Raw genomic sequence first — 22,415 nt, forward strand, 5'->3', positions numbered from 1 at the left:
CAGGAGGAGCGCCGATGACCGTCCTGGACCGGCCCCGGCTGATCCTCCCCGGGCTCGCGCCCGTCGAACCCGGGGTGGAGCGCTACTGGGTGAAGGGGGGCGGCGCCACCGTGCTCCGCCTCGAAGGCGGCGACGAGCTGACGGTGATCGACTGGCACGGCCGCCAGCCCGGCGAGCTGACCTTCCTGCGACCGGGCCGGGGCGAGGGGCGGTCCGCGTCCGTGCGGCAGGGCCGGGGCGACGGGCGGTCCGGGGGGCTCAAGGGCAGCCTCCCGGTTGGCGGGTCCGGGGGGCTCAAGGGCAGCTCCCCGGTGGACGGGTCCGCGGCCGTGGGCGCCCGGGCCGACGCGCCCGCGACCGGCCTCGCGGACCTGGTCCGCAGTGACGCCGAGGACGCTGCGGCCGTGCTGGCCGCGCTGGCCGGCATGGGGCTCGACCCGGGCCAGGCACGCGCGGTCGCGGTGTTCGGCCCCTGGTCGGAGCCTGGCGAGTCGGTCACCTTCACCGCCACCGACGAGGTCGTCTGCGTGGCGGTCGCGCCCGGCGGCCCCATGGCCGTGGACGAGCAGAACCCGCCGTCGGACCTGCGCCTGGTCGTGCGCCGGGCCCGGCCCCGGGTCTCCGACGAGGTCGAGCCGCCACCGCCGCTGGCCGCGCCCCTGGTCGACCTGCGGGTCGACCGGGCGACCGCCTCGGCCTACGAGGTCAAGGCGGGGGAGTACATCCAGATCATCGACGTGCAGGGCCGGCAGTGCTCGGACTTCCTCGCCTTCGACCACCAGCGGCTCGACGCGGGCGTCGAGCGCGGCCTGGACGGCACCACCACCCGCACCCTCATGGGCAACGCCTACCCCGGGCCCGGGCTGTACTCCAAGTTCTTCGACCAGGACATGCAGCCGCTGGTCGAGGTCGTGCGCGACACCGTCGGCCGGCACGACACCTTCAACCTGGCCTGCACGGCCAAGTACTACGAGGACATGGGCTACCCCGGCCACGTCAACTGCACCGACAACTTCAATCAGCAGCTCGACCGGTACGGCATCGCCGCCCGCAAGGGGTGGCCGGCGATCAACTTCTTCTACAACACCGGGATCGACGCCAACAACGCGATCTACTTCGACGAGCCGTGGTCGCGGCCGGGCGACTACGTGCTGCTGCGGGCGCTCACCGACCTGGTCTGCGCCTCGTCGGCCTGCCCCGACGACATCGACCCGGTGAACGGGTGGGACCCGACCGAGATCCATGTCCGCACCTACCCGGCCGAACGCACCTTCTCGAAGGCGGTGGCACGCCGAGTGACCCCTGATGCCGAGCCCGTCCTCACCCGCGAGACCGCCTTCCACCCGCGTGTCTCGGCGCTGACCAGGCGCCTGGTCGAGTACCGGGGCTACTGGCTGCCGAGCAGCTTCTCCTCCCAGGGATCGCTCGAGGAGTACTGGGCCTGCCGGGAGCGCGCGGTGGTGATGGACCTGTCGCCGCTGCGCAAGTTCGAGGTCACCGGCCCGGACGCCGAGGCGCTCATGCAGGCGACCGTGACCCGCAACGTCCGACGCCTGGCCGTCGGCCAGGTCGTCTACACCGCGATGTGCAACGACACCGGCGGGATGATCGACGACGCCACGATCTTCCGGCTCGGGCAGGACAACTTCCGCTTCGTCGGGGGCGACGAGCACGACGGGGTCTGGCTGCGCGAGCAGGCCAGGCGCCGCGGCCTGCGGGTCTGGGTGAAGAACTCCACCGACCAGCTCCACAACCTGGCCGTGCAGGGCCCAGCAAGCCGGGACCTGCTGCGCGAGATCGTCTGGACCCCGCCCGCCCAGCCCCGGTTCGAGGAGCTGACCTGGTTCCGGTTCGCGATCGGCCGGATCGGCGACTACAACGGCATCCCGATCCTGGTCTCGCGCACCGGCTACTCCGGCGAGCTCGGCTACGAGCTGTGGTGCCACCCGCGCGACGGGCTCGCGCTGTGGGACGCCGTGTGGGCCGCGGGCCAGCCGCACGGCATGCTCCCGCTCGGCCTGGACGCCCTGGATGTGCTCCGGATCGAGGCCGGGCTCATCTTCGCCGGCTACGAGTTCGACGACCAGGTCGACCCGTTCGAGGCCGGCATCGGCTTCACCGTCCCGCCGACCAAGGAGGACGACTTCGTCGGCAAGGACGCCCTGGACAAGCGCCGGGCCCACCCGCAGCGGGTGCTGGTCGGCCTGGAGCTCGAGGGCAACGAGCCAGCCGGGCACGGCGACTGCGTGCACGCCGGCCGCCCCCAGGTCGGGGTGGTCACCAGCGGCACCCGCTCACCGACCCTGCGCAAGAACATCGCCTTGTGCCGCATGGCGGTCGAGTACTCGATGGTCGGCACCGAGGTCGAGGTCGGCAAGCTCGACGGCTACCAGAAGCGCATCCCGGCAACGGTCGTGCCCTTCCCCTTCTACGACCCGAAGAAGGAGCGACCGCGGTCCTGAGCGCCTGCTCAGAAGTCCTGTCCCTACCTTGGGGCGAGCGCACGGTCCCGCTCCAGTCCGGTGCGGTGTAGTCGACGGCCGCCGCGGCCCCGAGCCGGCGTACGCGCTCGAGCTTGGCCGCGCCGCCGGCGACGCCCCCCGGCGACTGTGCCGCCGGCGACGCCCACGACGACCGCGCAGGCGGCGGGCTGCTCAGCCGTCCGGATGGGACGACAGGTGGGCGGCGATGAGCTCGTAGGCGGCCGGGTGCAGGGTGCCGTCGGCACCGAGCGGGACATCGTCGGCGGCGAGCGGGGCACCGTCGGCACCGAGCGGGGCACCGTCGGCGGCGAGCTGGGCGAGCACGACGTCGAGGGCGGCCGGCGACCAGGGCGCCTCGATCTCGACCCGCTCGGCGCCGACCGCGGTCCGGCGGACCTGCGCCTTGTAGGTCAGCAGGACCGCGCCGTCGACGGCGCGGACCCGCAGCGCGATGCTGCGCGTGCCCAGGGCCCGGTCGGGCGTGTCCACGTAGGTGTCGCGGATCGACTGGGCCGGCCGGCCGATGAGCCGGAACCCGGGCAGCGAGCCCAGCCCGGCGAGCCGTTCCCGGACCGCCAGTGGTGCCGGGGAGCAGACCACCAGCGCCGCCTCGACCTCCCGGGCTTGCTGAGTCAACCGGACCTCCTCCTGGCCGTCGGCCCCTTCGTCACCCACGACACCCTGGCGGTTGCCCACGACACCCTGGCGGTTACCCAGGACACCCCGGCGGTTACCCACGACACCCCGGCGGGCACGGTCTTCAGCAGGGCCAGGCGCCACCGGTGCTGGTCGTGCAGGGCGTGGCAGTCATCTCCGCGCAGGCCCGGGTGGCCTCGCGGTCGACGAACGCGACCGCCGCCGCCCGGCCTTCCCGGGCACGGAGCTTCTTGGCCCGCCCGGCGATGTCGAGCACGGCCACGTACTGGGTGCCGGTCAGGGCCATCTCCTGGTAGTCGTACCCGGCGGCGTCCTTGGCGTCGAGCAGGACGGTGCCCCAGTGGCGGAGCTGCCCGGCGCAGACCTGGACCGGGTTCGAGGTCTGGGTCGTGGCCGCCGCCGTGGCAGCCGTGCTCGACGGCCCCGAGCCCGAGCAGGCGGTCAAGACGAGTGCCATCGCGACCAGCAGGATCCGGCGGGTCACCACGCCGGCCGGCCCAGGGTTGGTGAGGATCTCGGTGAGGCGGCCTTCTCGGCCGTCTCGGCGGCGACCATCTTGCGCAGCAGCTCGACGAAGTCCCGGCGCTCACGCTCATCGAGCCTGCGGATGCCGGGCAGGTCATCGAAGAACTCGTGCTGCAGCCTCGACCGCACCGCCGCTCCCTTGCCGGTGAGGACGAGGTTCTTGCTGCGCCGGTCGGTGCGGTCGATCTCGCGTCTGGCCAGGCCTCGGTCCTCGAGCACGTCGGCGATGGCGGTCACGAAGGACGGGTCGCATCCCAGCTTCCTGCCCAGCTCCTTCATGGGGACGGTGCCGTCGATCTGCGCCAGTGCGAGGGCGTACGGGGGCGGGAGCTCGAACTGCCGCATGGTCTGCTGCAGGCCAGCGTGCATCAGTTCGAATAGCTCGAACAGGGTGTCAAGGATCTCTCGCGTCGGGAGGGGGCCTTGCGAGCTGTCGTCCGCCTCTTCGCGTGACCGTTGCGTCGGGCTCACGTCCAAGAGATTACCTGAGCGACTGAACGGTTGACAAGCTCAAGCGCATCTGGCTAGGCTCCGTTCAGCGGCTCAACCATTGACCCGCTCAGAGATTTCCACCGACGGCGCGAGCGTCAAGGAGGACGGCTGCGATGGCCACCACAGAGGACGGAGCACCGGGCTCGACTCCGGTGGCGGTTCGGCTGCGCGACGGGTCCATGGCGGGCGTCTGGGAGCTGGACCCACGACGATCCAGCGTGGAGTTCCACGTCAAGCACTTCTGGGGGATGGTGACGGTCCGCGGACACTTCACGAAGTTCCAGGGAGCAGCCACCATCGACCGCTCTGGCGCCATCTCGGGGACGATGCGCATCGACGCCACCTCCGTCGACACCAAGCATCCAAAGCGCGACCCCCACCTGCGCTCGGCCGACTTCTTCGACGCTGACAACCACCCCTCGATCACGTTCCAGACCCGCGACGTCAGCCCACGAGGAGGCGACCAGGTGTGGGTGGCCGGGGACCTGACCGCAGCGGGACGCACGCGGCCGATCGAGTTCGAGACGCGCGTCACCGCCGCAACGGCTGAGCGCCTGACGGCCCGTGCCGAGATCACCATCGACCGCACCGAGTTCGGGATGACCTGGAGTCCCATGCGCACGGCCTCACCCCAGGTGCTCGTAATCGTCCAGGGCGAGCTCGCAAGGTCCCCCTCAAGCTAGAGGCGCAGGCCAAGGTCCCCCTCAAGCTAGAGGCGCAGGCAGAGAAGCCTCTACGTGGCCCGCGCGGGCAACGAGCCCGCGCGCCAGCGCCGGCTCGGCCGCCTCGAGCTGGGTGACCACCCCGGTCAGGCCCTGGGCCAGGGTGTCGCGGATCCCTAGCCGCTCCCAACCCGCCCGCTCGCCCTCGGGCAGCTCGCCTCGCCTATGGCGCCGCGCGGCCGGAGTCGGCTCGGCCACTACGCCGCCGGACCCGGGGTCGGCCGATCGGCTGATGGCGCCCGGCGGCCGGCCCGCACCCAGCCCGGACCGGGTACGGGCGCGGCCGCGGTGCTACACCACCGTGATGCTGCCTTTCATGCCGGCGGCGTAGTGGCCGATGACGTGGCAGCCGATGAGCACCGTGCCGCGGTCGGGGAAGCGCCAGGTGAGTCGCTTGGTCTGGCCGGGCAGGACGGACACGGCGTTGAGGTGGTCGTGCATGCGCGTGTCGTCCAGCTGCTGCATCATCAGCTCGTGTTCGTCCTGGGCGGCCCGGTTCCCGATGACGAACTCGTGCTCGAGCTTGCCGACGTTGGTGATCAGGAACGTGACCGTCCGGCCCCGCTCGACGGTGATCCGGGACGGCCGGAAGCGGAACGCGTCGGTCATCTCCACCTCGACTGTTGCCGACCCGGCCGGCCGGGTCGCCGGTAGCGGTGCCTGCGGATGGGACGGGCTGTGCTGCTCGTGGGAGGCGGCGCCCGCCTGCCCGTGCCCTGACCTGGAGTGCTGGTGGGACGGGGCGCTGGCGCCGGGCGCCGCGCAGGCGGCGAGCAGCGCCGCGCAGGCGGCGGCGAGCAGCGGGGGGCGGCGGGGGACGGGGCGCTGCGGCATGGGTGCTTCCTCCGGAGGGCCGGGCGCAGGCACGGCGGGAAGGGCTGACCGCCGTGCCTGCGCCCGGGGGTCGCCGAGCGGACTGGTGGAGCGTGGCAAGCCCGGCTAACGGGTCGGTAACCGCCCGTTCGCCTCCCCCGCGCGGGGGAGGCGGAAGATCCCTCGGCGGACGGAACCCGAGCGGGCCGCCGCCCGTAGACTCCTTACCAACAAGGAACCAACAGGACCAACAAGGAACCAACAGGGAAGCAGCAGCGAGGAGGTCCCCGATGCCGCCGTCGTCGCTCCCGACCCATCCCGACGAGACGGCGCGGACGCCCGCGGCGGCTGGCGCGAACAGGCCGAGCCCGGCCAGGACGGTCCGGGCGCCCGCGACCCGCATGAGCTGGGGGGCCGACCTGCTCACCGTCGTCCTGTCCGCCTGGCTCATCGGCGGGCTGTTCGTGGACGGCTGGGCCCACAGCACCCGCCCCCTGCTCGAGACGTTCTTCACCCCCTGGCACGCGATGTTCTACTCGGGCTTCGCGGCCACGGCGCTCTGGGTGGGGTGGTCGGTCTGGTCCCGCCACCGGGCGGGCGCGGCCTGGCGGGACTCGGTCCCGGCCGGCTACGGGCCGGCCCTGGCCGGCCTCGTCCTGTTCGCCGCCTCCGGGCTCGGCGACATGGCCTGGCACCTCGCCTTCGGCATCGAGCGGGACGTCGCCGCCCTGCTCAGCCCCACCCATCTGGGGCTGTTCACCGGGGGCTTCCTGGTGGTGACGGCGCCGCTCCGGTCGGCCTGGGCCGACCCGTCGCTCGGCCGCCGCGCCGGCCTCGGCGCGCTGCTGCCCGCGGTGGCCTCGGCCGCCCTGACCGGGAGCGCCACCGGCTTCTTCTTCATGTACCTGCACCCGGCTTATGACAACGTCGTGAGCCTCGGCCACGGGAGGTTCCTCGAGCAGTTCTTCACCCCGTCGCAGTCCGGCTTCGTCCAGGATCTCGACCTGGCGGCGGGCGTGGCCGGGTTCATCCTGGCCACGGTGTTCCTGCTCGGGCCGGTGCTGTATCTGCTCCGTCGCTGGGACCTGCCCGCCGGCAGCGTCCTCCTGGTCGCCGGCCTGCAGTTCGTCCTGATCCAGGCGCTGACCGGCTTCGCCGACGGCGGGCTGGCCGTGCTCGGCGTGACCGGCGCGCTCGCCGTGGAGCTGCTGCTGCGACTGCTGCGCCCCAGCGCGGCCGCGCCGGCCAGGCTGCGGGTGTTCTGCGCGACCGCGCCCGTGGCCCTGTGGGGGGTGTGGTTCGCCGGCATCGCCCTCCACGACCGCGGCCTGGGCTGGGAGCCCGAGGTGTGGGGCGGCGCGCTGGTCTGGTCGGGCCTGTCGCTGCTCGCCCTGAGCCTCTTCATGGTCCCGCCGCCGGTGCCGGTCGCGGCCGAGCCACGCTGAGCCAAGGGAATTGCCGTCGATGACGCTGGCGGCCACGTCCCCTTACCGCCTGGCGTCCATCGCCCGGCGCGCGGCCCCGGCGGCCGCGTGGGCCAGGTTCCCCGCCCGCACGGCCCGCTGGTCGCCCGCGCCCACGTTGATCTCGACCAGGCAGGCGGCCGACCAGGCCCCCGCCTCGGCCAGCAGCGCGGCCGTGACCGCGTCGCCGCGCAGGTTGGGGTTGCCCCCGGCCGCCAGCACGGCGGCCAGGTCGGCGACGTCCGCGGCGATCTCGGCCACGGTCAGGGGCACGTCGGCGGCCCGCGACAGCGCGGCCCGGATCTGCCGGCGCCGGGCCTCCGGCTTGGGCTCCCGCGGCAGGCGGGTGGCGGCCAGGTAGTCCCGGTAGGCGTCCGCGTCGGCCTGGGCGAGCGGTGCCACCCGCCGCCGCAGCACCTCGGCGCAGGACACGACGTCGGTGGCGTCGGCGAGGTGGTCGACGGCGAAGCGGGCCGCCATCCCGACCAGGCCGGCGGCCATCGCCACGGTCACCGCGGCGGCGGCGCCACCCCCGGGGGCCGGCTGCTTGGAGGAGACCTGCTCCAGGAAGCACCCGAGCGTGCCGTCGAGGTAGCTGGCCGCCTGAGGCTCGGCCGGCGCCTCGCGTGCGGTGACCGGAGTCATGACAGCCCCACGATCTGGTCGTGTTCGTCGATGTCGATGCGCTCGGCGGCCGGGTGCAGCCCGAGACCCGGCATGGTCCGCATGTCGCCGCAGATGGGGTAGATGAAGCCGGCCCCCACCGACGCCCGCACCTCCCGGACCGGCAGCACCCAGCCGGTCGGGGCGCCCTTGAGGGCGGGGTCGGACGAGATCGACAGGTGCGTCTTGGCGATGCAGACAGGCAGGTTGCCGAAGCCGTTGCGCTCGTAGCTGTCGAGCTGGCGGGCGGCGGCCAGGTCGTACTCGACCTCCGCGGCGCCGTACACCTTGGTCGCGATGGTCTCGATCTTCTCCCGGAGCGAGGCCGAGTCCGGGTAGAGGAAGCGGAAGTCGGTCGGCTCCTCGGCCGCCTCGGCGACCGCCTCGGCCAGCTCGACGGCACCGGTGCCGCCGTTGGCGAAGTGGGTGCAGACCGCGGCCCGGGCGCCCATCGACTCGGCGATCTCGCTGACCGCCGCGTGCTCCGACGGGTGGTCGCCGGGGAACGCGTTGATCGCGACCACCGGCGAGACGCCGTGCAGGCGGATGTTCTCGATCTGCTTGCGCAGGTTGGCGCCGCCCATGTGGACCTCGTCGGGGTTCTCCTCGAGCAGCGCGGGCGGCAGCGGCCTGCCGGCGACGATCCGATGGCGCCCGGAGTGGGCCTTGAGGGCGCGGATGGTGGCCACGACCACCGCGGCGTCCGGGCGCAGGCCCGATGTGCGGCACTTGATGTTGAAGAACCTCTCGGCGCCCATGTCGGCGCCGAACCCGGCCTCGGTGATCAGGAAGTCCCCGCCGTGGATGCCGATGAGGTCGGCGACGACCGAGGAGTTGCCGTGGGCGATGTTGCCGAACGGGCCCGCGTGCACCAGCACCGGGGTGTTCTCCATGGTCTGCAGCAGGTTCGGCTTGATCGCCTCGCGCATGATCACGGTCATCGCGCCGGCCGCCTTGAGCTGCTCGGCGGTGATCGGCGCGCCGTGGCGGTCGTAGCCGATCACCACCCGGCCGAGGCGGCGGCGCATGTCCTGCAGGGAGGTGGACAGGGCGAGGACGGCCATCACCTCGGAGGCGGCGGTGATGTCGAAGCCGCTCTGGCGGGGCACGCCGTCGGGCTTCGCGCCCAGTCCCACGACGAGGTTGCGCAGGGCCCGGTCGTTGACGTCGAGCACCCGGCGCCAGGTCACGTCGTGCTGCACGATGCCGAGCTCGTTGCCCTGGTAGATGTGGTTGTCGATCATCGCCGCGAGCAGGTTGTGGGCCGCGGTGACCGCGTGCATGTCCCCGGTCAGGTGAAGGTTGAGCAGCTCCATGGGCACGACCTGGCTGTAGCCGCCGCCGGCGGCACCGCCCTTGATGCCGAAGGTCGGTCCCATGGACGGCTGGCGGACGGCCACCGTGGCCCGCCTGCCGATGTGGCTGAACGCCTGGCCGAGGCCGACCGTGGTGGTGGTCTTGCCCTCTCCGAGCGGGGTCGGCGTGATCGCCGAGACCACCACGTAGCGGGCCCGGGGCCGGTCGGCCAGCTCGTCCACCGCGGCCAGCTTGACCTTGGCGACGCCCTCCCCGTAGGGCTCCAGCAGGTGCTCGCCGAGTCCCATCTGGCCGGCGATGTCGGACAGCGGCTTGAGCTTGGCGCTGCGAGCGATTTCGAGGTCGGTCGGAAAGGTGACAGTCATGGGTCAGATCTCCTTGTCCGTGAACCGGTCGCCCGTGAACCCGTGCCCGTGAACCCGTCGGGCTCGATGCCGAACTCGCGGCCAGCGTCCAGGATCGCGTCGAACAGGTACTGGCCGGAGGAGCGCTCGCAGTGGAGCAGGTAGGAACGGGTGCCACTGCTGCTTGCCTGAGGCGCGCCAGGCGGGGTTGCCTGAGGCGCGCCAGGCCTGTCGTCGCGCACGACGTCGGTGGCGACCTTCGCGACCGAGCTGCGGAAGGCCGTGCCGTCGGGCGTGACCCGGTCGGCGAAGTCGACCGAGCAGACCTTGGCCAGCAGGTGCGGTGCGTCGGCCCCGGTCAGGCGCATGAGCGCCCGCCCGTGGGTGAACAGCTCGACCACGCTCACCAGCCCAGGGTCGTGCTCGCCCGTTGCAGCGCGGGCAGCAACCGCCCGGACCCGCTCGGCCACCTCGGACTCGGTGCCCGGCGGGGCCAGCAGCAGCCATTCGTCCGGGCCGGAGCCGACCACCAGGGTGCCGTGCCGGTCGCGGCGGGACCGCCCATGGCCGACGCCGAGGTGGCGGGCGACCGGCCCGTCGGGGTCGGCGCGGACCAGCACCTTGGCCAGGGGCGTGCAGTCGACGAGGCGCAGAGGCGCGGTCGAGCGCCGGCCCGACACCTCCCAGCCGTCCATCACCACGACCGGAGCGGCCGGGGCGACCGGGCTGCGGGCCACGGGGATTGTGAAGGCGTCAGCCACGCAGGCGCACCCCCTCGGGGTCGAAGTGGGCGTGATGGGCCTGGACGGTGGCTGGGACGCGCCGCCCGTCGGGCAGCTGCACGGTGACGACCGTGCCCGGCTCGGCCAGGTGGGGCGCGACGAACCCGAGGCAGATGGACCGTCCCAGGGTGGGCGACATCCGGCTCGACGTGACCCGCCCGACGATGGTGTTGCGGCCCTCCACGATCTGGCTCGCCTCGGCCGGCACCACCTGCCCGTCGACCGGCTGCAGCCCGACCAGCCGCATGTCGCCGTTGACGCGGCGCTGCCAGACCAGCTCGGGCTTGCCCAAGAAGTCGTCCTTGTCGAGCTTGATGGCCCAGTCGAGGCCGGCGCTGAACCCCTTGGTGAGCCCGTCGGTGTCCTGGCCGACGATGAAGTGGCCCTTCTCGAGGCGCATGATGCGCTGGGCCTCGACCCCGAACGCGGCCACGCCGAGGTCGGCGCCGCGCTCCATCAGGGTCTCCCAGACAGCCAGGCCGTAGGCGGCGGGCACGTGGATCTCGTAGCTCAGCTCGCCGGTGAAGCCGATGCGCCACATGAAGCAGTCGGGCACGCCGGCCACAGCGCCGAGCCGCACCCGCATGTACGGGAATGCCTCTGGCGACAGGTCGACGCCCTCGGTCACCCGGCCGAGCAGCTCGCGGGACCTCGGCCCGGCCACGTTGATGCTGGCGTACGCGGTGGTGACCGGCGTGACGTGCACCCGCCAGCCGGGGTGCTCGGTCTGCAGCCAGTTCTCGACCAGCTCCCAGACGGTGGCCGCGCCCGAGGAGGTGGTGGTCATCAGGTAGCGGTCGTGGTCGAGGTGGCCGGTGACCCCGTCGTCGGCGACCACGCCGTCCTCGGCGCACATCACCCCGTAGCGGACCGAGCCGATGTCGAGCTTCGACCACTTGTTGACGTAGAGGAGGTTGAGCAGCTTGGGCACGTCCGGGCCGCGCAGCTCGAGCTTGCCGAGCGGGGTGACGTCGATCAGGCCGACGTGCTCGCGCACGTTGCGGACCTCGGCGGCCGGGTCGCCGTAGCTGTCGGGCCGGATCCACTGGCCGGCCACGAGTGGCCGGGCCCCGTGTGCCTCGTGCCAGGGCTGCATGGGGGAGTAGCGGACCGGCTCGAACACCCGGCCGGCCAGCGCACCCAGGCTGATCGGCACATAGGGCGGGCGCCACACGGTCGTGCCGAGGTCGCCGATGGTGCTGCCGACGGCCTCGGCGAGCACCGCCACCGCGTTGACCGTCTCGAGCTTGCCCTGGGACGGGCCCATGGTAGCGGTGGTGAAGCGCTTGACCAGCTCGATCGAGTCGTACCCCTCGCGGGCCGCCGCCACGATGTCCTTGGACGACACGTCCTCGCTGTAGTCCACCATGCCGTGGGTACTGGCCCGGAACAGCGCCGGGTGGGACCGGACCGGCAGGCTCGGCACGGCCCCGTCGTCCGGACCACCCGAGGCCGCGTTGCCCGGAGCGCCCGAGGCCCCGTCACCTGAAGCAGTTGCCGCGTCGCCCGGAGCAGTGGACCCGTTTCCCCGGACGCGGGAGGCTCGGGCGGCGGCGGTGGTGCCGACCGCGCGGGCGTGCTCGAGGAGCTCGTCGAGGGTGCCGTCGCCGGCCAGCCCGCCGGCCACGAGCACCGAGTCGGGCAGCCCGCCGCCGGGCACGAAGCGGGCCGCCTCGGGCACGTAGACCGGGCGGTCGCCGGCCATGTTGAGCAGGGAGGTGGGCGCGGTCCAGCCGATCGAGGTGACCAGCAGGTCGCAGTCGACCTTGGTGCCGTCGGCGAGCACCACCGCGCCGACGCCGCGCCCGCCGGTGGCCCGGCGGATGCCCTCGCCCTTGCGGGCGTCGACCACCCGGGCGACCTCGACACCGGCCCGTTCGAGGTCGGCCACGGCGGCGTCGCCCTCGGCGTTGGCGGTGAGCACCACCGCCCGCTCGCCCGGCCGGACCGCGTAGAGGTTGACCAGCCTGCGCACGGCCGTGCCGAGCATGACGCCGGGCAGGTCGTTGCCCTCGAACACGTAGGGCCGCTCGACCAGGCCGGGCGCGGCCACCAGGGTGGCCGCCCGGGCCTTGACGAGCCGCTCCTCCACGTGGGGGTCGGCCGGGCTGTGGCCGAGGCCCGGGCTGTGGCCGAGGGCCGGGTCGCGCTGCAGGATCGCGACCCAGTTGTCGTCGTAGCGGCCGGTGACGGCCGAGTTGACCAGCACCTCGATGCCGGGCTGGCCGGCCACCGCCTCGCGCAGCTCGGCCAGGACGGCCAGCTCGCTGGCGCCGCCCCAGCGGAGGTGGCCGCCGAGCTCGTACTCCTCCTCGACCAGGATGACCAGGGCGCCGGCGCGGGCGGCGGCGAACGCGGCCGCCATGCCGGCCGGGCCGCCGCCGGCCACGATCACGTCGGCGTGCGCGTAGCGCTTGTCGTAGTAGCCGTGGGCCGCGTCCGCGCGGACCCGCCCGCCGGTCGCGAAGCGGGCCAGGACCTTCTGGTAGGCGGGCCAGAGGCGCTGCGGCTTGATGAAGGTCTTGTAGTAGAAGCCGGCGGTGAGGAAGCGGCCCACGGCCTGGTTGGCCGCTTTCATGTCGAAGCGGAGCGACGGCCAGGTGTTCTGCGAGCTGACCGCCATGCCGGCCGCGAGCCGGCGGTGCGCGCCGCGCACGTTCGGCTCGTCGTCGACCTGGACCGTGCAGCCCGGGTCGAGGAAGTCCCCGGAGAGGATGCCGCGCGGGCGGTGGTACTTGAAGCTGCGCGAGAACACCCGCTCGCCCGAGGCGGCCAGCGCCGACACGATCGTGTCGCCCGCGAACCCGGTGCGCTGCCGGCCGTTCCAGGTGAAGTCGAGCGGCGCGTCCCGGTCGATCACCTCGCCCGGCTGGGGCCCGAGGCGCATGGAGGTACTGGCTTTCCTGGCCATCGCGCTCACGGCCGGCCTCCGGCACCCGCCGCAGTCCCGGCACCCTCGGCGGTCCCGGCACCCGCCGCGGTCCCGGCACCCTCGGCGGTCCCGGTGCCATGGTTCGCCTGTTCGCCGCCGCCAGCGGCGGCGGGCGGGGCGGCAGCAGGCGGGGGGGGCGGCGGAGCGGGTCCGCGGCTGGTCCGCCGGCTCGGCCCGCCGGACCTCGCCGCTGACCGTGTGGCGCTCGACCACCAGGTACTTGCGGCAGCCGAACCGGTGGTACCAGTTCTCGCTCGTCCAGCCGGCCGGGTTGCGCTTGTCGTAGAGGTAGGAGCGCCACTCGGCGGGCGTGGCCGCGTTCGGGTCGGGCCGCGGCCTGCGCTCGCCGACGTAGGCGAACTCCGAGGAGTTGCGCGGCCCGCAGTGGGGGCAAGGGATGAGGATCATCGAAAGCGGCTCCCGTCTCCGGTCCTGCCTAATGCCCGACCGACGCCGCGCCCTTCTCGCCCACCAGGCGGCCCTCGGCGAAGCGGGCGAGGTCGAAGGCGGCGATGATCTCGGGGGTCTTGCCGGTCGCGACCAGCTCGGCCATGGCCTCGCCGGCCACCGGGCCGGCCTTGAAGCCGTAGGTGCCCCAGCCGACGTCGACCAGGAACCCGTCGACGGGCGTCACCCCCATGACCGGGGAGTAGTCGGGGGTCATGTCGCACAGGCCGGCCCACTGGCGCAGCACGCGCAGCCTGGCGATGGAGGGCATCAGCTCGAGGACGTGGCCCGCCAGCTCCTCGGTGAACTCGAGCGAGCCACGCATGGAGTACGACGGGTAGGGGTCGACGCTGGCCCCGAACACCAGCTCCCCACGGTCGGTCTGGCTGACGTAGATGTGCAGCGTCCCGGACACGACCACCGTCTCGAGGAAGATCTTGACCGGCTCGGTCACCGCGGCCTGCAAGGGGCTGGTGATGATCGGCATGGTCACCCCGGCCATGCCGGAGATGAGCGAGGACCACCCGGCCGTGCAGTTCACCACCGTCGGGGTGGCGATCCGGCCCCGGCTGGTGCGCACGCCGGTGACCTTGCCGGCGGCACCGCCTGAAGCGGGCGCGGCCTCGACGTCGATGCCGAGCACCTCGGTCTTCTGGTGGATCTGGACGCCGCGGGCGTCGGCGGCGCGGGCGTAGCCCCAGTTCACCGCGTCGTGGCGGATGGTCCCCCCGGGCGGGTGGTAGAGCGCGCCCAGGATCGGGTAGCGGGTCTCATCGGAGACGTCTATGAACGGGACCAGCCTCTTGATCTCGGCCGGCCCGATGACCTCGGAGTCGATGCCCTCGAGCTTGTTGACCTCGGCCCGCCAACGCATCGTGCGCAGCGAGCTGTCGTTGTGGGCCAGGGTCAGGTGGCCGCGCTGGGAGAACATCACGTTGAAGTTGAGGTCGGCCGCGAGCGCCTCGTACAGCTTCACCGACCGGTCGTAGAAGCGCACGCCCTCGGGGGTGAGGTAGTTCGAGCGCACGATGGCGGTGTTCCGCCCCGAGCCGCCCCCGCCGATGTAGCCCTTGTCGAGCACGGCCACGTTGGTGATGCCGTGGTTGGCGGCCAGGTAGTAGGCGGTGGCCAGGCCGTGCACGCCGGCGCCGACGATCACCACGTCGTAGCTCGGGGCCAGGTCGTGCTCGCGCCAGCTGCGGGGCCAGTCGGTGTGGGCGAGGCCCCGGCGGAGGAGGCCGAGGGCGGAGTAGCGGGCGGGCTTGCGAGAGCCGTTCGCCTGGCCGTTGCGGCCGTTGGGATCGTTCACCCGCACGATTCCCCTGGTCGGGCGTGGTCGTGAGACCCCGCTGCTGGTCGTAGCCGACGGGGTGCGATGCGTCGGCATGCAGACCTTAACCTAACAGGGTCTAGGAAACAATGTCCACCGGCAGTGAACTGTGGTTCGCGAGCTCAGGACCGTGACCGCTCAGCAGGGCCCATGACCGCCCGCTCAGCTCAGCGGCGCCTGTGACGCTCAGCTCAGCAGCGCCCGTGACCGCTCAGGGCCCCGTGACCGCGCCGTATGCCTTGACTGAAAGGAACTGGATCGGCAGGGACTGAAGCTGCGACGGCCCGTGGGTGACCTCGCCGTTGAACTGCAGGGCGTCGCCAGGTTCGAGCAGGTAGGTGGCACTGCCGTAGCTGTACTCCATCTTCCCGGCCAGCATGTAGATGAGCTCGGTGCCCGGGTGCTGGTAGGCGGGGAACACCTCGCTGCGCTCCATGAGCGTCACCAGCAGCGGCTCCATCCGCTTCTGGGGGCCGCGCATGCTGCCGAGCATCTGGTAGCGGTGCCCCGCCCTCGACCCGCGGTGCATGACCTCAAGACCCTGCCCCGCCTTGACGAACAGGACGTCGCGCTCCTCGTCGAGCCCGCGGAAGAAGGCCGTGATCGGCACCGAGAGCGCCCCGGACAGCCGTGCCAGCGTCGCCAGGCTGGGTGAGGCCTGCGCGTTCTCCATCTTCGACAGCATGCCCTTGGACAGCCCGCTGAGCTGGGCGAGCTGCCCGACGGTGAGGCCGAGCAGGAGGCGGTACTCGCGGACCCGCTGGGCGATGACCGAGCCGAGGGCCCGCTCGAGCTCGAAGGGGTCGACCTCCGGCTGGTGGAGGTGCTCCGGGAGGTGCTCCGGTTGGTCCATGGCGCCGGCCTCGGTGCGTGCGCGTGACGCGGGTGTGGCTCCGGGTCCGCTGGGACAGGAATCAGTATCTTACGGAACTCGCCCGGGACGCGCCGGATTCTCGTATCTCCTCAGTGGACATTGGTACTTGCATGGAAACGTAGAGGGAGTCAAGCTCACCCCACCTTGTGCCCTTGAGACGCCGCCCTCGTGCCGTGTTGGAAAAGGGGGTGCCGATCGACCGAGCGAACGAGCCGATCCAGGCGACCACCGCGTATTGCCGCGAGCCAAGCGCAGAAGGGGTGGGAAGGCAATTGGCTACTCCGATGGACAAGCTCGAGTACTCCGGGGGCGGCCTCCGGCAGGAGACGGACTGGCGGGGCGCCTTCGTCATCGAGGCGACCGCCATGGCCAAGGTCCCCTGGCCGGCACCGACTGGATCCCCGGCCACCCCGCCTCCAGGTGAGGTGGCGCTCAGCGGCCGTCGGCCGGGAGCAGGGTGAAGGCCTCTCCCCAGAGCGGCCGCATGCACCGGAAGTGCCGCTCGTCCAGGGTGAGGAGGCGAGTGGTTCTCGACTTGGCCGCGATCACGGCCACAGACGCGTCCGCCAGGCCGATCTGGAGGTCCCGGTACCGCTCGATCAGCGCCACCGCGTCAGGGACGTCCGCCGTCCCGAACGACACGAGGTCGTAGGCACCGCCGGCCAGCTCGCGCAGGAACGCGACCTCGGCCTGGACCCCGACCTTGGTGAGCAGCAGGTAGTCCAGCTCGGCGAGGACGAAGGGGGAGAGCAGCAGCGGGCCCGGGTCGGACTGCAGCACCGCTCGCGCGCGCTCGTGGTGTCGCTGGTCGGCGTCGAGCGCGGCGAGCAGGCCGCTGGTGTCGAGGACGATCACTCCCCGAAGCCTGCCAAGGCGTCGTCGACCCGTTCGGCGAGCGTCGGGTCGCCACTCCGGAACAGCGGCAGCGTGGGCCGCGGCCGCGCCTCTTCGGCCAGGAGCCGCTCGATCGCCGTGCGGATGAGCACCGCCTCCGGTTCTCCTCGCCGATGTGCGGCTTGGGTCAAGCGGCGCTTGAGCGCGTCGGGCAGGTAGACGGTCGTCTTGTGCATGAACGTATGGTAACAGGTATGGCAGTGTTGGTCACAGGCGCTGCAGGCCTCGCAGTACCTGCTCGAGCAGGGCGACGCCTGCGGGCCCCTCGTGGTCGGGGGCCCGGTGGACCACCACGATGCCGCGGTCGACCAGGTCGCTCACCAGGATCCGGGCGACGCCGAGGGGGAGCTCGAGGCGGGCGGCGATCTCGGCGACCGACAGCACCTCCCGGCAGAGCCGGGCGATCGACCGGTGCTCGAGGCTCAGCCCGGTCGGGCTGGTCCGCTCCGCCGCCGGGACGGCCCGGACCAGGTCTTCGATGGCCAGGTCGGCTCGGCTCGACTCCGTCCGCCCGCCCGTCAACGCGTAGGGCCGTAGGAGCGGGCCCGGGTCCAGGCCCCCGGCGGCACTCACCGGGCTCGCCGCCGGCCGGAGGCACGCTCAGTCGGCCGGGCCATCGTCGACCTGCATGACCGGCGAGTCCACCGCGCCCGGCCCTGGAAGCCGCTCCGCGGCGACGGCGCCCCGTCGCCGGACGTGGGAACGCCAGCCGTTGGGGGAGGCGCCGTCCGGGGCGGCCGTCTCGAGCGCCGGCGCGGGCGCCTGCGCCGGCACCGGTGGCGCGGTGGGGCCGCGGCCCGCCCCAGCGTCCTCGGGCGCCGTTTCCAGACCGGTCTCGAGGAGCTCGCTGAGGAGGCTCGGGGGCAGGAGGACGAGGGCGGTCACCCCACCGAACCAGGAGGGCCGGAGCCGGACCTTGATGCCGTGCCGGACGGCCAGGCGGGCGACGACGTCGAAGCCGAGGCGCCGCGCGGCCGTGAAGTCGACCGCCGGGGGGCTGGCGAGCTGCTCGTTGATCTCGGCCAGGTCGCCGTGGCTCATGCCGATGCCCCGGTCCTCGATCTCGACCAGGTAGCCGTGCGGTGTCGGCTCGCCGGTGACCTGCACGCGCGTCCCGGGCGGGGAGAACGTGGCCGCGTTCTCGATCAGCTCGGCGAGGAGATGGATGACGTCGCTGACGTGCTGCCCGACGATGCGGGCGTCGGCCATGGGCATGACCGCGACCCGGCTGAAGTCCTCGATCTCGGAGCTGGCGGCTCGGATGACGGTGGCGAGCGGGATGGGGTCGCTCCAGCGCCGGACGGGCTCGGCGCCTGACAGGACGAGCAGGTTGTCGGCGTTGCGGCGCATGCGCGTGGCCAGGTGGTCGAGGAGGAAGAGGCTTCGTAGCTGCTTGGAGTCCACCTCCGTCCGCTCGAGCTGGTCGAGCAGCTCGAGCTGGCGGTAGACGAGCGCCTGGAGGCGTCGGCCAAGGTGGAGGAAGAGCTCGCCGACACTGCGGCGCAACGCCGCCTCCTCGGCCGCGACCCGCACGGCAACGCTGTGGACCGTGTCGAAGGCCCTGGCCACCTGGCCGATCTCGTCGCGCGCGCCGATGCCGATCGGCCGCGACTCGGCGTCGAGGTCGATCGGCTCGGACCGCTGGAGCTTCTCCACGACCCCGGGCAGGCGCACCTGGGCGACGTCCTCCGCGGTGGCCTTGAGCAACCCGAGCGGGCGGAGCATGGAGCGGGCGACCAGCAGCGAGAGGCCGACCGCGAGCGCGAGCACCAGCGCGACGACGATGCCGTCGAAGGTCGCCCGCTCGCGCGCGTCCGACTCGATCGCCTGGCTGCGGGCCACCGAGGCGGCACCGAGCCGCCCCTCGACCTGGTGCAGCAGCTCGATCTCGGCAGTTGTCACCGACCACCATTCGGCCGGGTCGACGTCGGTCGCTCTGCTGCCCTCGCTGGCGACCACGGAGGCCTGGAGCTCCTTGGCCCGTTGCACCTCAGGGCCGACGAGGGTGTCGACGAACTGCGCCCGCTGGACGTCGTTGGCGGCGCCTCGGAACTCCGACAGCAGCACCGCCCGGGTCGCCAGGGTGGAGGTGAAGCGCCGGTACTGCCCGGTCGCGAAGCGGCCGCGTGCGAGCACGCTGGTGACCAGCTCCCGCTCCAGGGCCGCCAGCTCCTTGATGCGGGAGAGGGCCACGAACGCCCCGACGCTCTGGGCCAGCTCGCGGTCGGCGATCCCGGCCGCGATCTCGCGGTTGGTGTTCAGGAGGTCGGCGATGGTGCCGTTGTAGAAGTCCAGCGCCGCGGACACTGCGACCACCCTGCCGTCCGCGTCCCGCCTCAGCTGGGCGAGCCCGTCCAGCCGGTTGCTCGCCGAGCGGAGCTTGTCTCGGGTCGACGGCGCGAGCGCGCCCTCGTCCAGCACGCCGACGCTGGCGCGGTAGGCGGCCAGGGCGCGGTCGACGGGGCCGCGCTGGGCGGGCAGGGCGCGGCGGTCCGCGCCGGCCTTGGGAGCGAGCAGGTAGCGGACGGTCAGGCCACGCTCCTTCTGCAGCTCGTGCGCGAGCGCGGTGCCGCGCAGGGCGAACTCGGTGAGCTTGGTCACCCGGTCGGCCTGGCGGCTGGTGGAGACGGCCGAGCCGACCTGGAGACCCGCAAGCGCCACCAGGGCGACGGCCGGGATGATGAGGATGAGCGCGAGCTTCGGCCTGATCGGGAGATCGTTCAGCATCACGTGCCTCCCCGGGCGGCCCGTGCATGCAGCGGCAGCACAGCGAGCGCGCCGTTCGGCCGTCCGGACGTAGGGCTCGGGGGACTCGGGGACTTGGGGGACGCCGGCGCGGCGGCATTACCGAGGTAGTCTTACGGCCTCGATGAAGCGATGCAAGTCGTGCGCGCTGATCTTTCAGGTTGGGGCCCGATCCGAGGAGCACGGAGGAACCCATGAGGAGCACGGAGCAACCGAGGAGAACGCTCGAGCCCCGTCGCCTGCTGCTGCCGCTGCTCGCGCTGGCCCTCGTCGTCAGCGTGGCCGCCTGTGACGGCCCGGCGGGGCGAGCCGGCGAACAGCGCCAGGACCAGCCCGTGCGCGAAGGCCTGACCGACCTCGGCAGGCGGCTGCCGGCGCGCATCCAGCGCGCTCGGGAGATCAAGGTCGCCTCGGACGTCTCGTACGCGCCAGTGGAGTTCTACGACGCCTTCGCGCCAGACGTGCTGGACCGTCCCGTCGGCGAGCCCGAGCCGCAGGTGCGCGGGATCGACCCGGACCTGGCCTCCGAGCTGGGCCGGAAGCTCGGGGTGCGGTTCGTCTTCAGCAACGTCGCGTTCGACCAGCTGATCCCGGCGCTCCGGCAAGGCCGCCACGACGTGGTCATCTCCTCGATGACCGTCACCGCCGAGCGTGCCAGGCAGATCTCCTTCGTCGAGTACTTCCAGGCGGGCACCTCCATCATGGTCGCCAAGGGCAACCCGAGCCGCATCCGCTCGCTGGCCGACCTGTGCGGCAGGACCGTGACCCTGCAAGCCGGCACCATCCACGAGGAGCTGGTCGCCCGGCAGCAGCGGGGCTGCGGTGCGCGGCCGGTCAAGACCAAGGTCCTGGACAGCGGGACCCAGGTCATGCTGGAGGTGAAGTACCGACGGGCCGACGCCGCCCTGGCCGACTTCCCGGTCGCCGCGTACAACGCCAAGGTGTCCGGCGGGGGCAGGGACTTCCAGGTGGTCGGGGAGCAGATCGAACCGGGTCCCTACGGCATCGGCGTGCGCAAGCAGGACGAGCAGCTCCGGGACGCCTTGCAGGCAGCGCTCCAGCGGATCATCGCGGACCGGAGCTACGACCAGGTGCTGGCCAGGTGGAACGTGAACGACGGTGCGCTGAGGACGGCCCGTCTCGCCGGCGCCCCGTAGCCGCCGTCCACCGTGACAGGTTCGACCGTGACAGGTTCGACTCAGTTGATCGAGGCTTGCCCAGGGGATCAGAATTCCCCGACACCGTGCTGACCGACGAGATGGTAACTGCGGGCGCCGTACGAGCCCGGACCTGAAGGGCTCGCCCTGGATCTGCGTCTCCGGCCCGCCATCCCCCACGAGTCCAGGGAGGTTCTCCATTGAGTGTCTTCGAGCAGAGCGCGACGAAGACCCTGCAGGCCGAGCAGACCCGGCCGCAGTTCCAGCGGGTCGTGCGCGGGTACGATCCGCTGCAGGTCGACCGGTATGTGATGCAGCTCATCGCGCTCATCGAGCAGCAGCACCGCCGGGCCGAAGAGGCCGAGCAGGCGTCGCGCCAGCTCCAGGTCGACCTGGACACCGCCCGCGGCGAGCAGGCGCCGCCCTCGTTCGTCCATCTCGGCGCCGAGGCAGCCAAGATCCTCGAGCAGGCCGGGAACTCGGGCGAGCGCCTGCTCGGCGAGGCCAAGGACCGGGCCCGGGCGATCGTCCAGGCCGCCGAGGAGGAGGCCGCCGACCGGGTCAAGGAGGCGGAGGATCGCGGCGCCGACCTCGAGCTGGCCGCCCGCCAGACCCTGGAGGCGGCGGAGGCGCAGCGGGACGAGACCATCGCCGACGCCAACCAGACCGCCGGCCAGACCCGCGCCCGCGCCGACGAGGAGGCCCGTCTCGTGCTGGCCGAGGCGCGCGACGCCAGCGACATGGTCTGGCAGGAGCTGCAGCAGGACCGCGCCATCGTGGAGACCGAGACCAACCGGCTGCGGTCGTTCCGCGAGAACATGCTCGAGCACTTCGAGCAGATCCACTTCCACCTCCGTGACCTGCTCGAGGACGCCCGCGACGGCGACGACATCCAGGCCGAGGCCCGGGCGGCTGAGGCGAGAGCGGTCGCGGCCGAGGCGCAGGCCCAGGCGAATGCCGAAGCGCGGGCCCGGGCCGCGGCCGAGGCGCGGGCCCAGGCAGGGGCCAAGACCGCCGGCGAAGAGGCGGAGGGCGACGTCCCGGCCGAGGCGGCGCGCGAGCAGTCTGCACCCGCACAGCCCACCCTCCCGACGGCGCAGCCCGGGCCGGCCAAGGCCCAGGCGCCGCAGGGCGGCGGCAAGCCGGCCGCCAACCGCCCCGAGGCGTAGCGCGGCCGAGGTCGCGACCGGGCCGAGGCGTGGCGCGGCCGAGGTCGCGGCCAGCCGGCGTGCCGGGACCGCGCTGACGGTAGCGGGTCGAGAGGAGCCTTCCTCTCGACCCGCTACCGTCCTGGCCGCGCCTGCTACCGCTCGAGGGCGCCGCGGTCGTCGTAGGGGCGCGGGCCGGTGCCGGTGTTGGCCACGCCGGGGTCGTCGACCCGGGCGTGGCCCTGGGCGTCGCTGGCCTGCTGCCCGCTGGCCCCGGAGGCGGCCGAGTCGACCGCGGGCGAGCCCGCGCCCAGGCGGAAGTCGCCCGCGCCGGCGCCGGCGAACCGCGGGTTGGCCTGCAGGCCGTGTGGCTCCTGCCCGCTGGCCGCCCGGAACGCCGCCAGCGAGGCGTAGCCGGTCGAGCCCCAGGTGTACATGACCGCGGCGGCGCGCAGAAACACCAGGTTGGCGTCCACGGTCGTGCCGGCGACCGAGGTGGCGTCGACGCGGATGTTGCCCCTGGTGCGGGGGGAGCCGATGGCGTTGTCGACGCTGAGGTTGTTGGCCACGGTGGCGCCGGGGGAGTCGCCCTCGACGTTGATGCCGGCGGTGACGTTGTCGTAGACG

20 protein-coding genes are annotated in these 22,415 nt (G+C 72.8%); 5 read left to right on the top strand and 15 right to left on the bottom strand.

The genetic code is table 11. From position 1 onward, the window contains the following. The first annotated feature begins 14 nt into the window (after positions 1 to 14). Positions 15 to 2,462: a DUF1989 domain-containing protein gene (locus tag VG276_29510; GenBank protein ID HEV8653425.1), complete on the top strand. Its 2,448-nt coding sequence runs from the start codon at positions 15 to 17 to the stop codon at positions 2,460 to 2,462. A 192-nt stretch (positions 2,463 to 2,654) separates the two neighbouring features. On the opposite strand, the gene VG276_29515 is transcribed toward VG276_29510, so the two are convergent. The 3 genes from VG276_29515 to VG276_29525 all read right to left on the bottom strand — a co-directional run bounded on the left by VG276_29515 (position 2,655) and on the right by VG276_29525 (position 4,010). Then, the gene (locus VG276_29515) at positions 2,655 to 3,119 is read right to left on the bottom strand and encodes a CYTH domain-containing protein (GenBank protein HEV8653426.1); all 465 of its coding nucleotides are present in this window, start codon (positions 3,117 to 3,119) and stop codon (positions 2,655 to 2,657) included. A 124-nt stretch (positions 3,120 to 3,243) separates the two neighbouring features. Further along, on the bottom strand, positions 3,244 to 3,597 hold the full coding sequence (locus VG276_29520; GenBank protein ID HEV8653427.1) for a hypothetical protein: 354 nt from the start codon (positions 3,595 to 3,597) through the stop codon (positions 3,244 to 3,246). A gap of 23 nt (positions 3,598 to 3,620) precedes the next feature. After that, on the bottom strand, positions 3,621 to 4,010 hold the full coding sequence (locus VG276_29525; GenBank protein ID HEV8653428.1) for a MarR family transcriptional regulator: 390 nt from the start codon (positions 4,008 to 4,010) through the stop codon (positions 3,621 to 3,623). Positions 4,011 to 4,270: 260 nt separating this feature from the next. Here VG276_29525 and VG276_29530 point away from each other — a divergent pair, with 260 nt between their 5' ends. Next, on the top strand, positions 4,271 to 4,840 hold the full coding sequence (locus VG276_29530) for a YceI family protein (protein ID HEV8653429.1): 570 nt from the start codon (positions 4,271 to 4,273) through the stop codon (positions 4,838 to 4,840). A gap of 330 nt (positions 4,841 to 5,170) precedes the next feature. Here VG276_29530 and VG276_29535 read toward each other — a convergent pair whose 3' ends face one another. Continuing rightward, the gene (locus VG276_29535; protein HEV8653430.1) at positions 5,171 to 5,713 is read right to left on the bottom strand and encodes a plastocyanin/azurin family copper-binding protein; all 543 of its coding nucleotides are present in this window, start codon (positions 5,711 to 5,713) and stop codon (positions 5,171 to 5,173) included. A gap of 269 nt (positions 5,714 to 5,982) precedes the next feature. Between VG276_29535 and VG276_29540 the strand changes: the two genes are divergently transcribed. Continuing rightward, positions 5,983 to 7,137 carry a hypothetical protein gene (locus VG276_29540; protein HEV8653431.1) on the top strand — a complete coding sequence of 385 codons (1,155 nt, stop codon included), beginning with the start codon at positions 5,983 to 5,985 and terminating at the stop codon, positions 7,135 to 7,137. A gap of 42 nt (positions 7,138 to 7,179) precedes the next feature. Here the strand turns inward: VG276_29540 and VG276_29545 are convergent, their stop codons facing one another. The 10 genes from VG276_29545 to VG276_29590 all read right to left on the bottom strand — a co-directional run bounded on the left by VG276_29545 (position 7,180) and on the right by VG276_29590 (position 19,465). Then, on the bottom strand, positions 7,180 to 7,800 hold the full coding sequence (locus VG276_29545) for a cyclodeaminase/cyclohydrolase family protein (protein HEV8653432.1): 621 nt from the start codon (positions 7,798 to 7,800) through the stop codon (positions 7,180 to 7,182). Further along, the gene (locus tag VG276_29550) at positions 7,797 to 9,500 is read right to left on the bottom strand and encodes a formate--tetrahydrofolate ligase (GenBank protein HEV8653433.1); all 1,704 of its coding nucleotides are present in this window, start codon (positions 9,498 to 9,500) and stop codon (positions 7,797 to 7,799) included. The genes VG276_29545 and VG276_29550 overlap by 4 nt, the downstream gene beginning before the upstream one ends. After that, positions 9,497 to 10,240, bottom strand: coding sequence for a sarcosine oxidase subunit gamma family protein (locus tag VG276_29555; protein ID HEV8653434.1), 744 nt, complete (start codon positions 10,238 to 10,240; stop codon positions 9,497 to 9,499). The genes VG276_29550 and VG276_29555 overlap by 4 nt, the downstream gene beginning before the upstream one ends. Beyond that, positions 10,233 to 13,601: a sarcosine oxidase subunit delta gene (locus VG276_29560; protein ID HEV8653435.1), complete on the bottom strand. Its 3,369-nt coding sequence runs from the start codon at positions 13,599 to 13,601 to the stop codon at positions 10,233 to 10,235. Before VG276_29560 ends, VG276_29555 begins: the two co-directional genes overlap by 8 nt. 28 nt (positions 13,602 to 13,629) lie before the next feature. Next, positions 13,630 to 14,820, bottom strand: coding sequence for an FAD-dependent oxidoreductase (locus VG276_29565; GenBank protein ID HEV8653436.1), 1,191 nt, complete (start codon positions 14,818 to 14,820; stop codon positions 13,630 to 13,632). 361 nt (positions 14,821 to 15,181) lie between these two features. Further along, on the bottom strand, positions 15,182 to 15,823 hold the full coding sequence (locus VG276_29570) for an XRE family transcriptional regulator (GenBank protein HEV8653437.1): 642 nt from the start codon (positions 15,821 to 15,823) through the stop codon (positions 15,182 to 15,184). A 453-nt stretch (positions 15,824 to 16,276) separates the two neighbouring features. Further along, entirely contained in the window at positions 16,277 to 16,699 is a 423-nt protein-coding gene (locus VG276_29575; protein ID HEV8653438.1) for a PIN domain-containing protein, read from the bottom strand. Next, entirely contained in the window at positions 16,696 to 16,914 is a 219-nt protein-coding gene (locus VG276_29580) for a CopG family transcriptional regulator (protein ID HEV8653439.1), read from the bottom strand. Before VG276_29580 ends, VG276_29575 begins: the two co-directional genes overlap by 4 nt. 31 nt (positions 16,915 to 16,945) lie before the next feature. Then, positions 16,946 to 17,311, bottom strand: coding sequence for a DUF742 domain-containing protein (locus VG276_29585; protein ID HEV8653440.1), 366 nt, complete (start codon positions 17,309 to 17,311; stop codon positions 16,946 to 16,948). A gap of 27 nt (positions 17,312 to 17,338) precedes the next feature. Next, positions 17,339 to 19,465, bottom strand: coding sequence for a nitrate- and nitrite sensing domain-containing protein (locus VG276_29590; GenBank protein HEV8653441.1), 2,127 nt, complete (start codon positions 19,463 to 19,465; stop codon positions 17,339 to 17,341). A gap of 212 nt (positions 19,466 to 19,677) precedes the next feature. Between VG276_29590 and VG276_29595 the strand changes: the two genes are divergently transcribed. Beyond that, positions 19,678 to 20,640, top strand: a complete 963-nt coding sequence (locus tag VG276_29595; protein HEV8653442.1) for an ABC transporter substrate-binding protein — start codon at positions 19,678 to 19,680, stop codon at positions 20,638 to 20,640. A gap of 200 nt (positions 20,641 to 20,840) precedes the next feature. Continuing rightward, positions 20,841 to 21,809 carry a hypothetical protein gene (locus VG276_29600; GenBank protein HEV8653443.1) on the top strand — a complete coding sequence of 323 codons (969 nt, stop codon included), beginning with the start codon at positions 20,841 to 20,843 and terminating at the stop codon, positions 21,807 to 21,809. Positions 21,810 to 21,943: 134 nt separating this feature from the next. Here VG276_29600 and VG276_29605 read toward each other — a convergent pair. Beyond that, on the bottom strand, positions 21,944 to 22,415 hold a 472-nt coding region (locus VG276_29605; protein ID HEV8653444.1), incomplete at its 5' end, for a hypothetical protein.

The organism is Actinomycetes bacterium (genome assembly GCA_036000965.1).
In the GTDB taxonomy this organism is placed as follows: Bacteria; Actinomycetota; CALGFH01; order CALGFH01; family CALGFH01; genus DASYUT01.

Bases quoted from the DNA above. Each gene is read 5' to 3' on its own strand.
- VG276_29510 (HEV8653425.1), top strand. From the start codon at position 15: ATGACCGTCCTGGACCGGCCCCGGCTGATCCTCCCCGGGCTCGCGCCC.
- VG276_29520 (HEV8653427.1), bottom strand. From the start codon at position 3,597: ATGGCACTCGTCTTGACCGCCTGCTCGGGCTCGGGGCCGTCGAGCACG.
- VG276_29525 (HEV8653428.1), bottom strand. From the start codon at position 4,010: ATGCGGCAGTTCGAGCTCCCGCCCCCGTACGCCCTCGCACTGGCGCAG.
- VG276_29530 (HEV8653429.1), top strand. From the start codon at position 4,271: ATGGCCACCACAGAGGACGGAGCACCGGGCTCGACTCCGGTGGCGGTT.
- VG276_29535 (HEV8653430.1), bottom strand. From the start codon at position 5,713: ATGCCGCAGCGCCCCGTCCCCCGCCGCCCCCCGCTGCTCGCCGCCGCC.
- VG276_29540 (HEV8653431.1), top strand. From the start codon at position 5,983: ATGCCGCCGTCGTCGCTCCCGACCCATCCCGACGAGACGGCGCGGACG.
- VG276_29545 (HEV8653432.1), bottom strand. From the start codon at position 7,800: ATGACTCCGGTCACCGCACGCGAGGCGCCGGCCGAGCCTCAGGCGGCC.
- VG276_29550 (HEV8653433.1), bottom strand. From the start codon at position 9,500: ATGACTGTCACCTTTCCGACCGACCTCGAAATCGCTCGCAGCGCCAAG.
- VG276_29560 (HEV8653435.1), bottom strand. From the start codon at position 13,601: ATGATCCTCATCCCTTGCCCCCACTGCGGGCCGCGCAACTCCTCGGAG.
- VG276_29570 (HEV8653437.1), bottom strand. From the start codon at position 15,823: ATGGACCAACCGGAGCACCTCCCGGAGCACCTCCACCAGCCGGAGGTC.
- VG276_29580 (HEV8653439.1), bottom strand. From the start codon at position 16,914: ATGCACAAGACGACCGTCTACCTGCCCGACGCGCTCAAGCGCCGCTTG.
- VG276_29590 (HEV8653441.1), bottom strand. From the start codon at position 19,465: ATGCTGAACGATCTCCCGATCAGGCCGAAGCTCGCGCTCATCCTCATC.
- VG276_29595 (HEV8653442.1), top strand. From the start codon at position 19,678: ATGAGGAGCACGGAGCAACCGAGGAGAACGCTCGAGCCCCGTCGCCTG.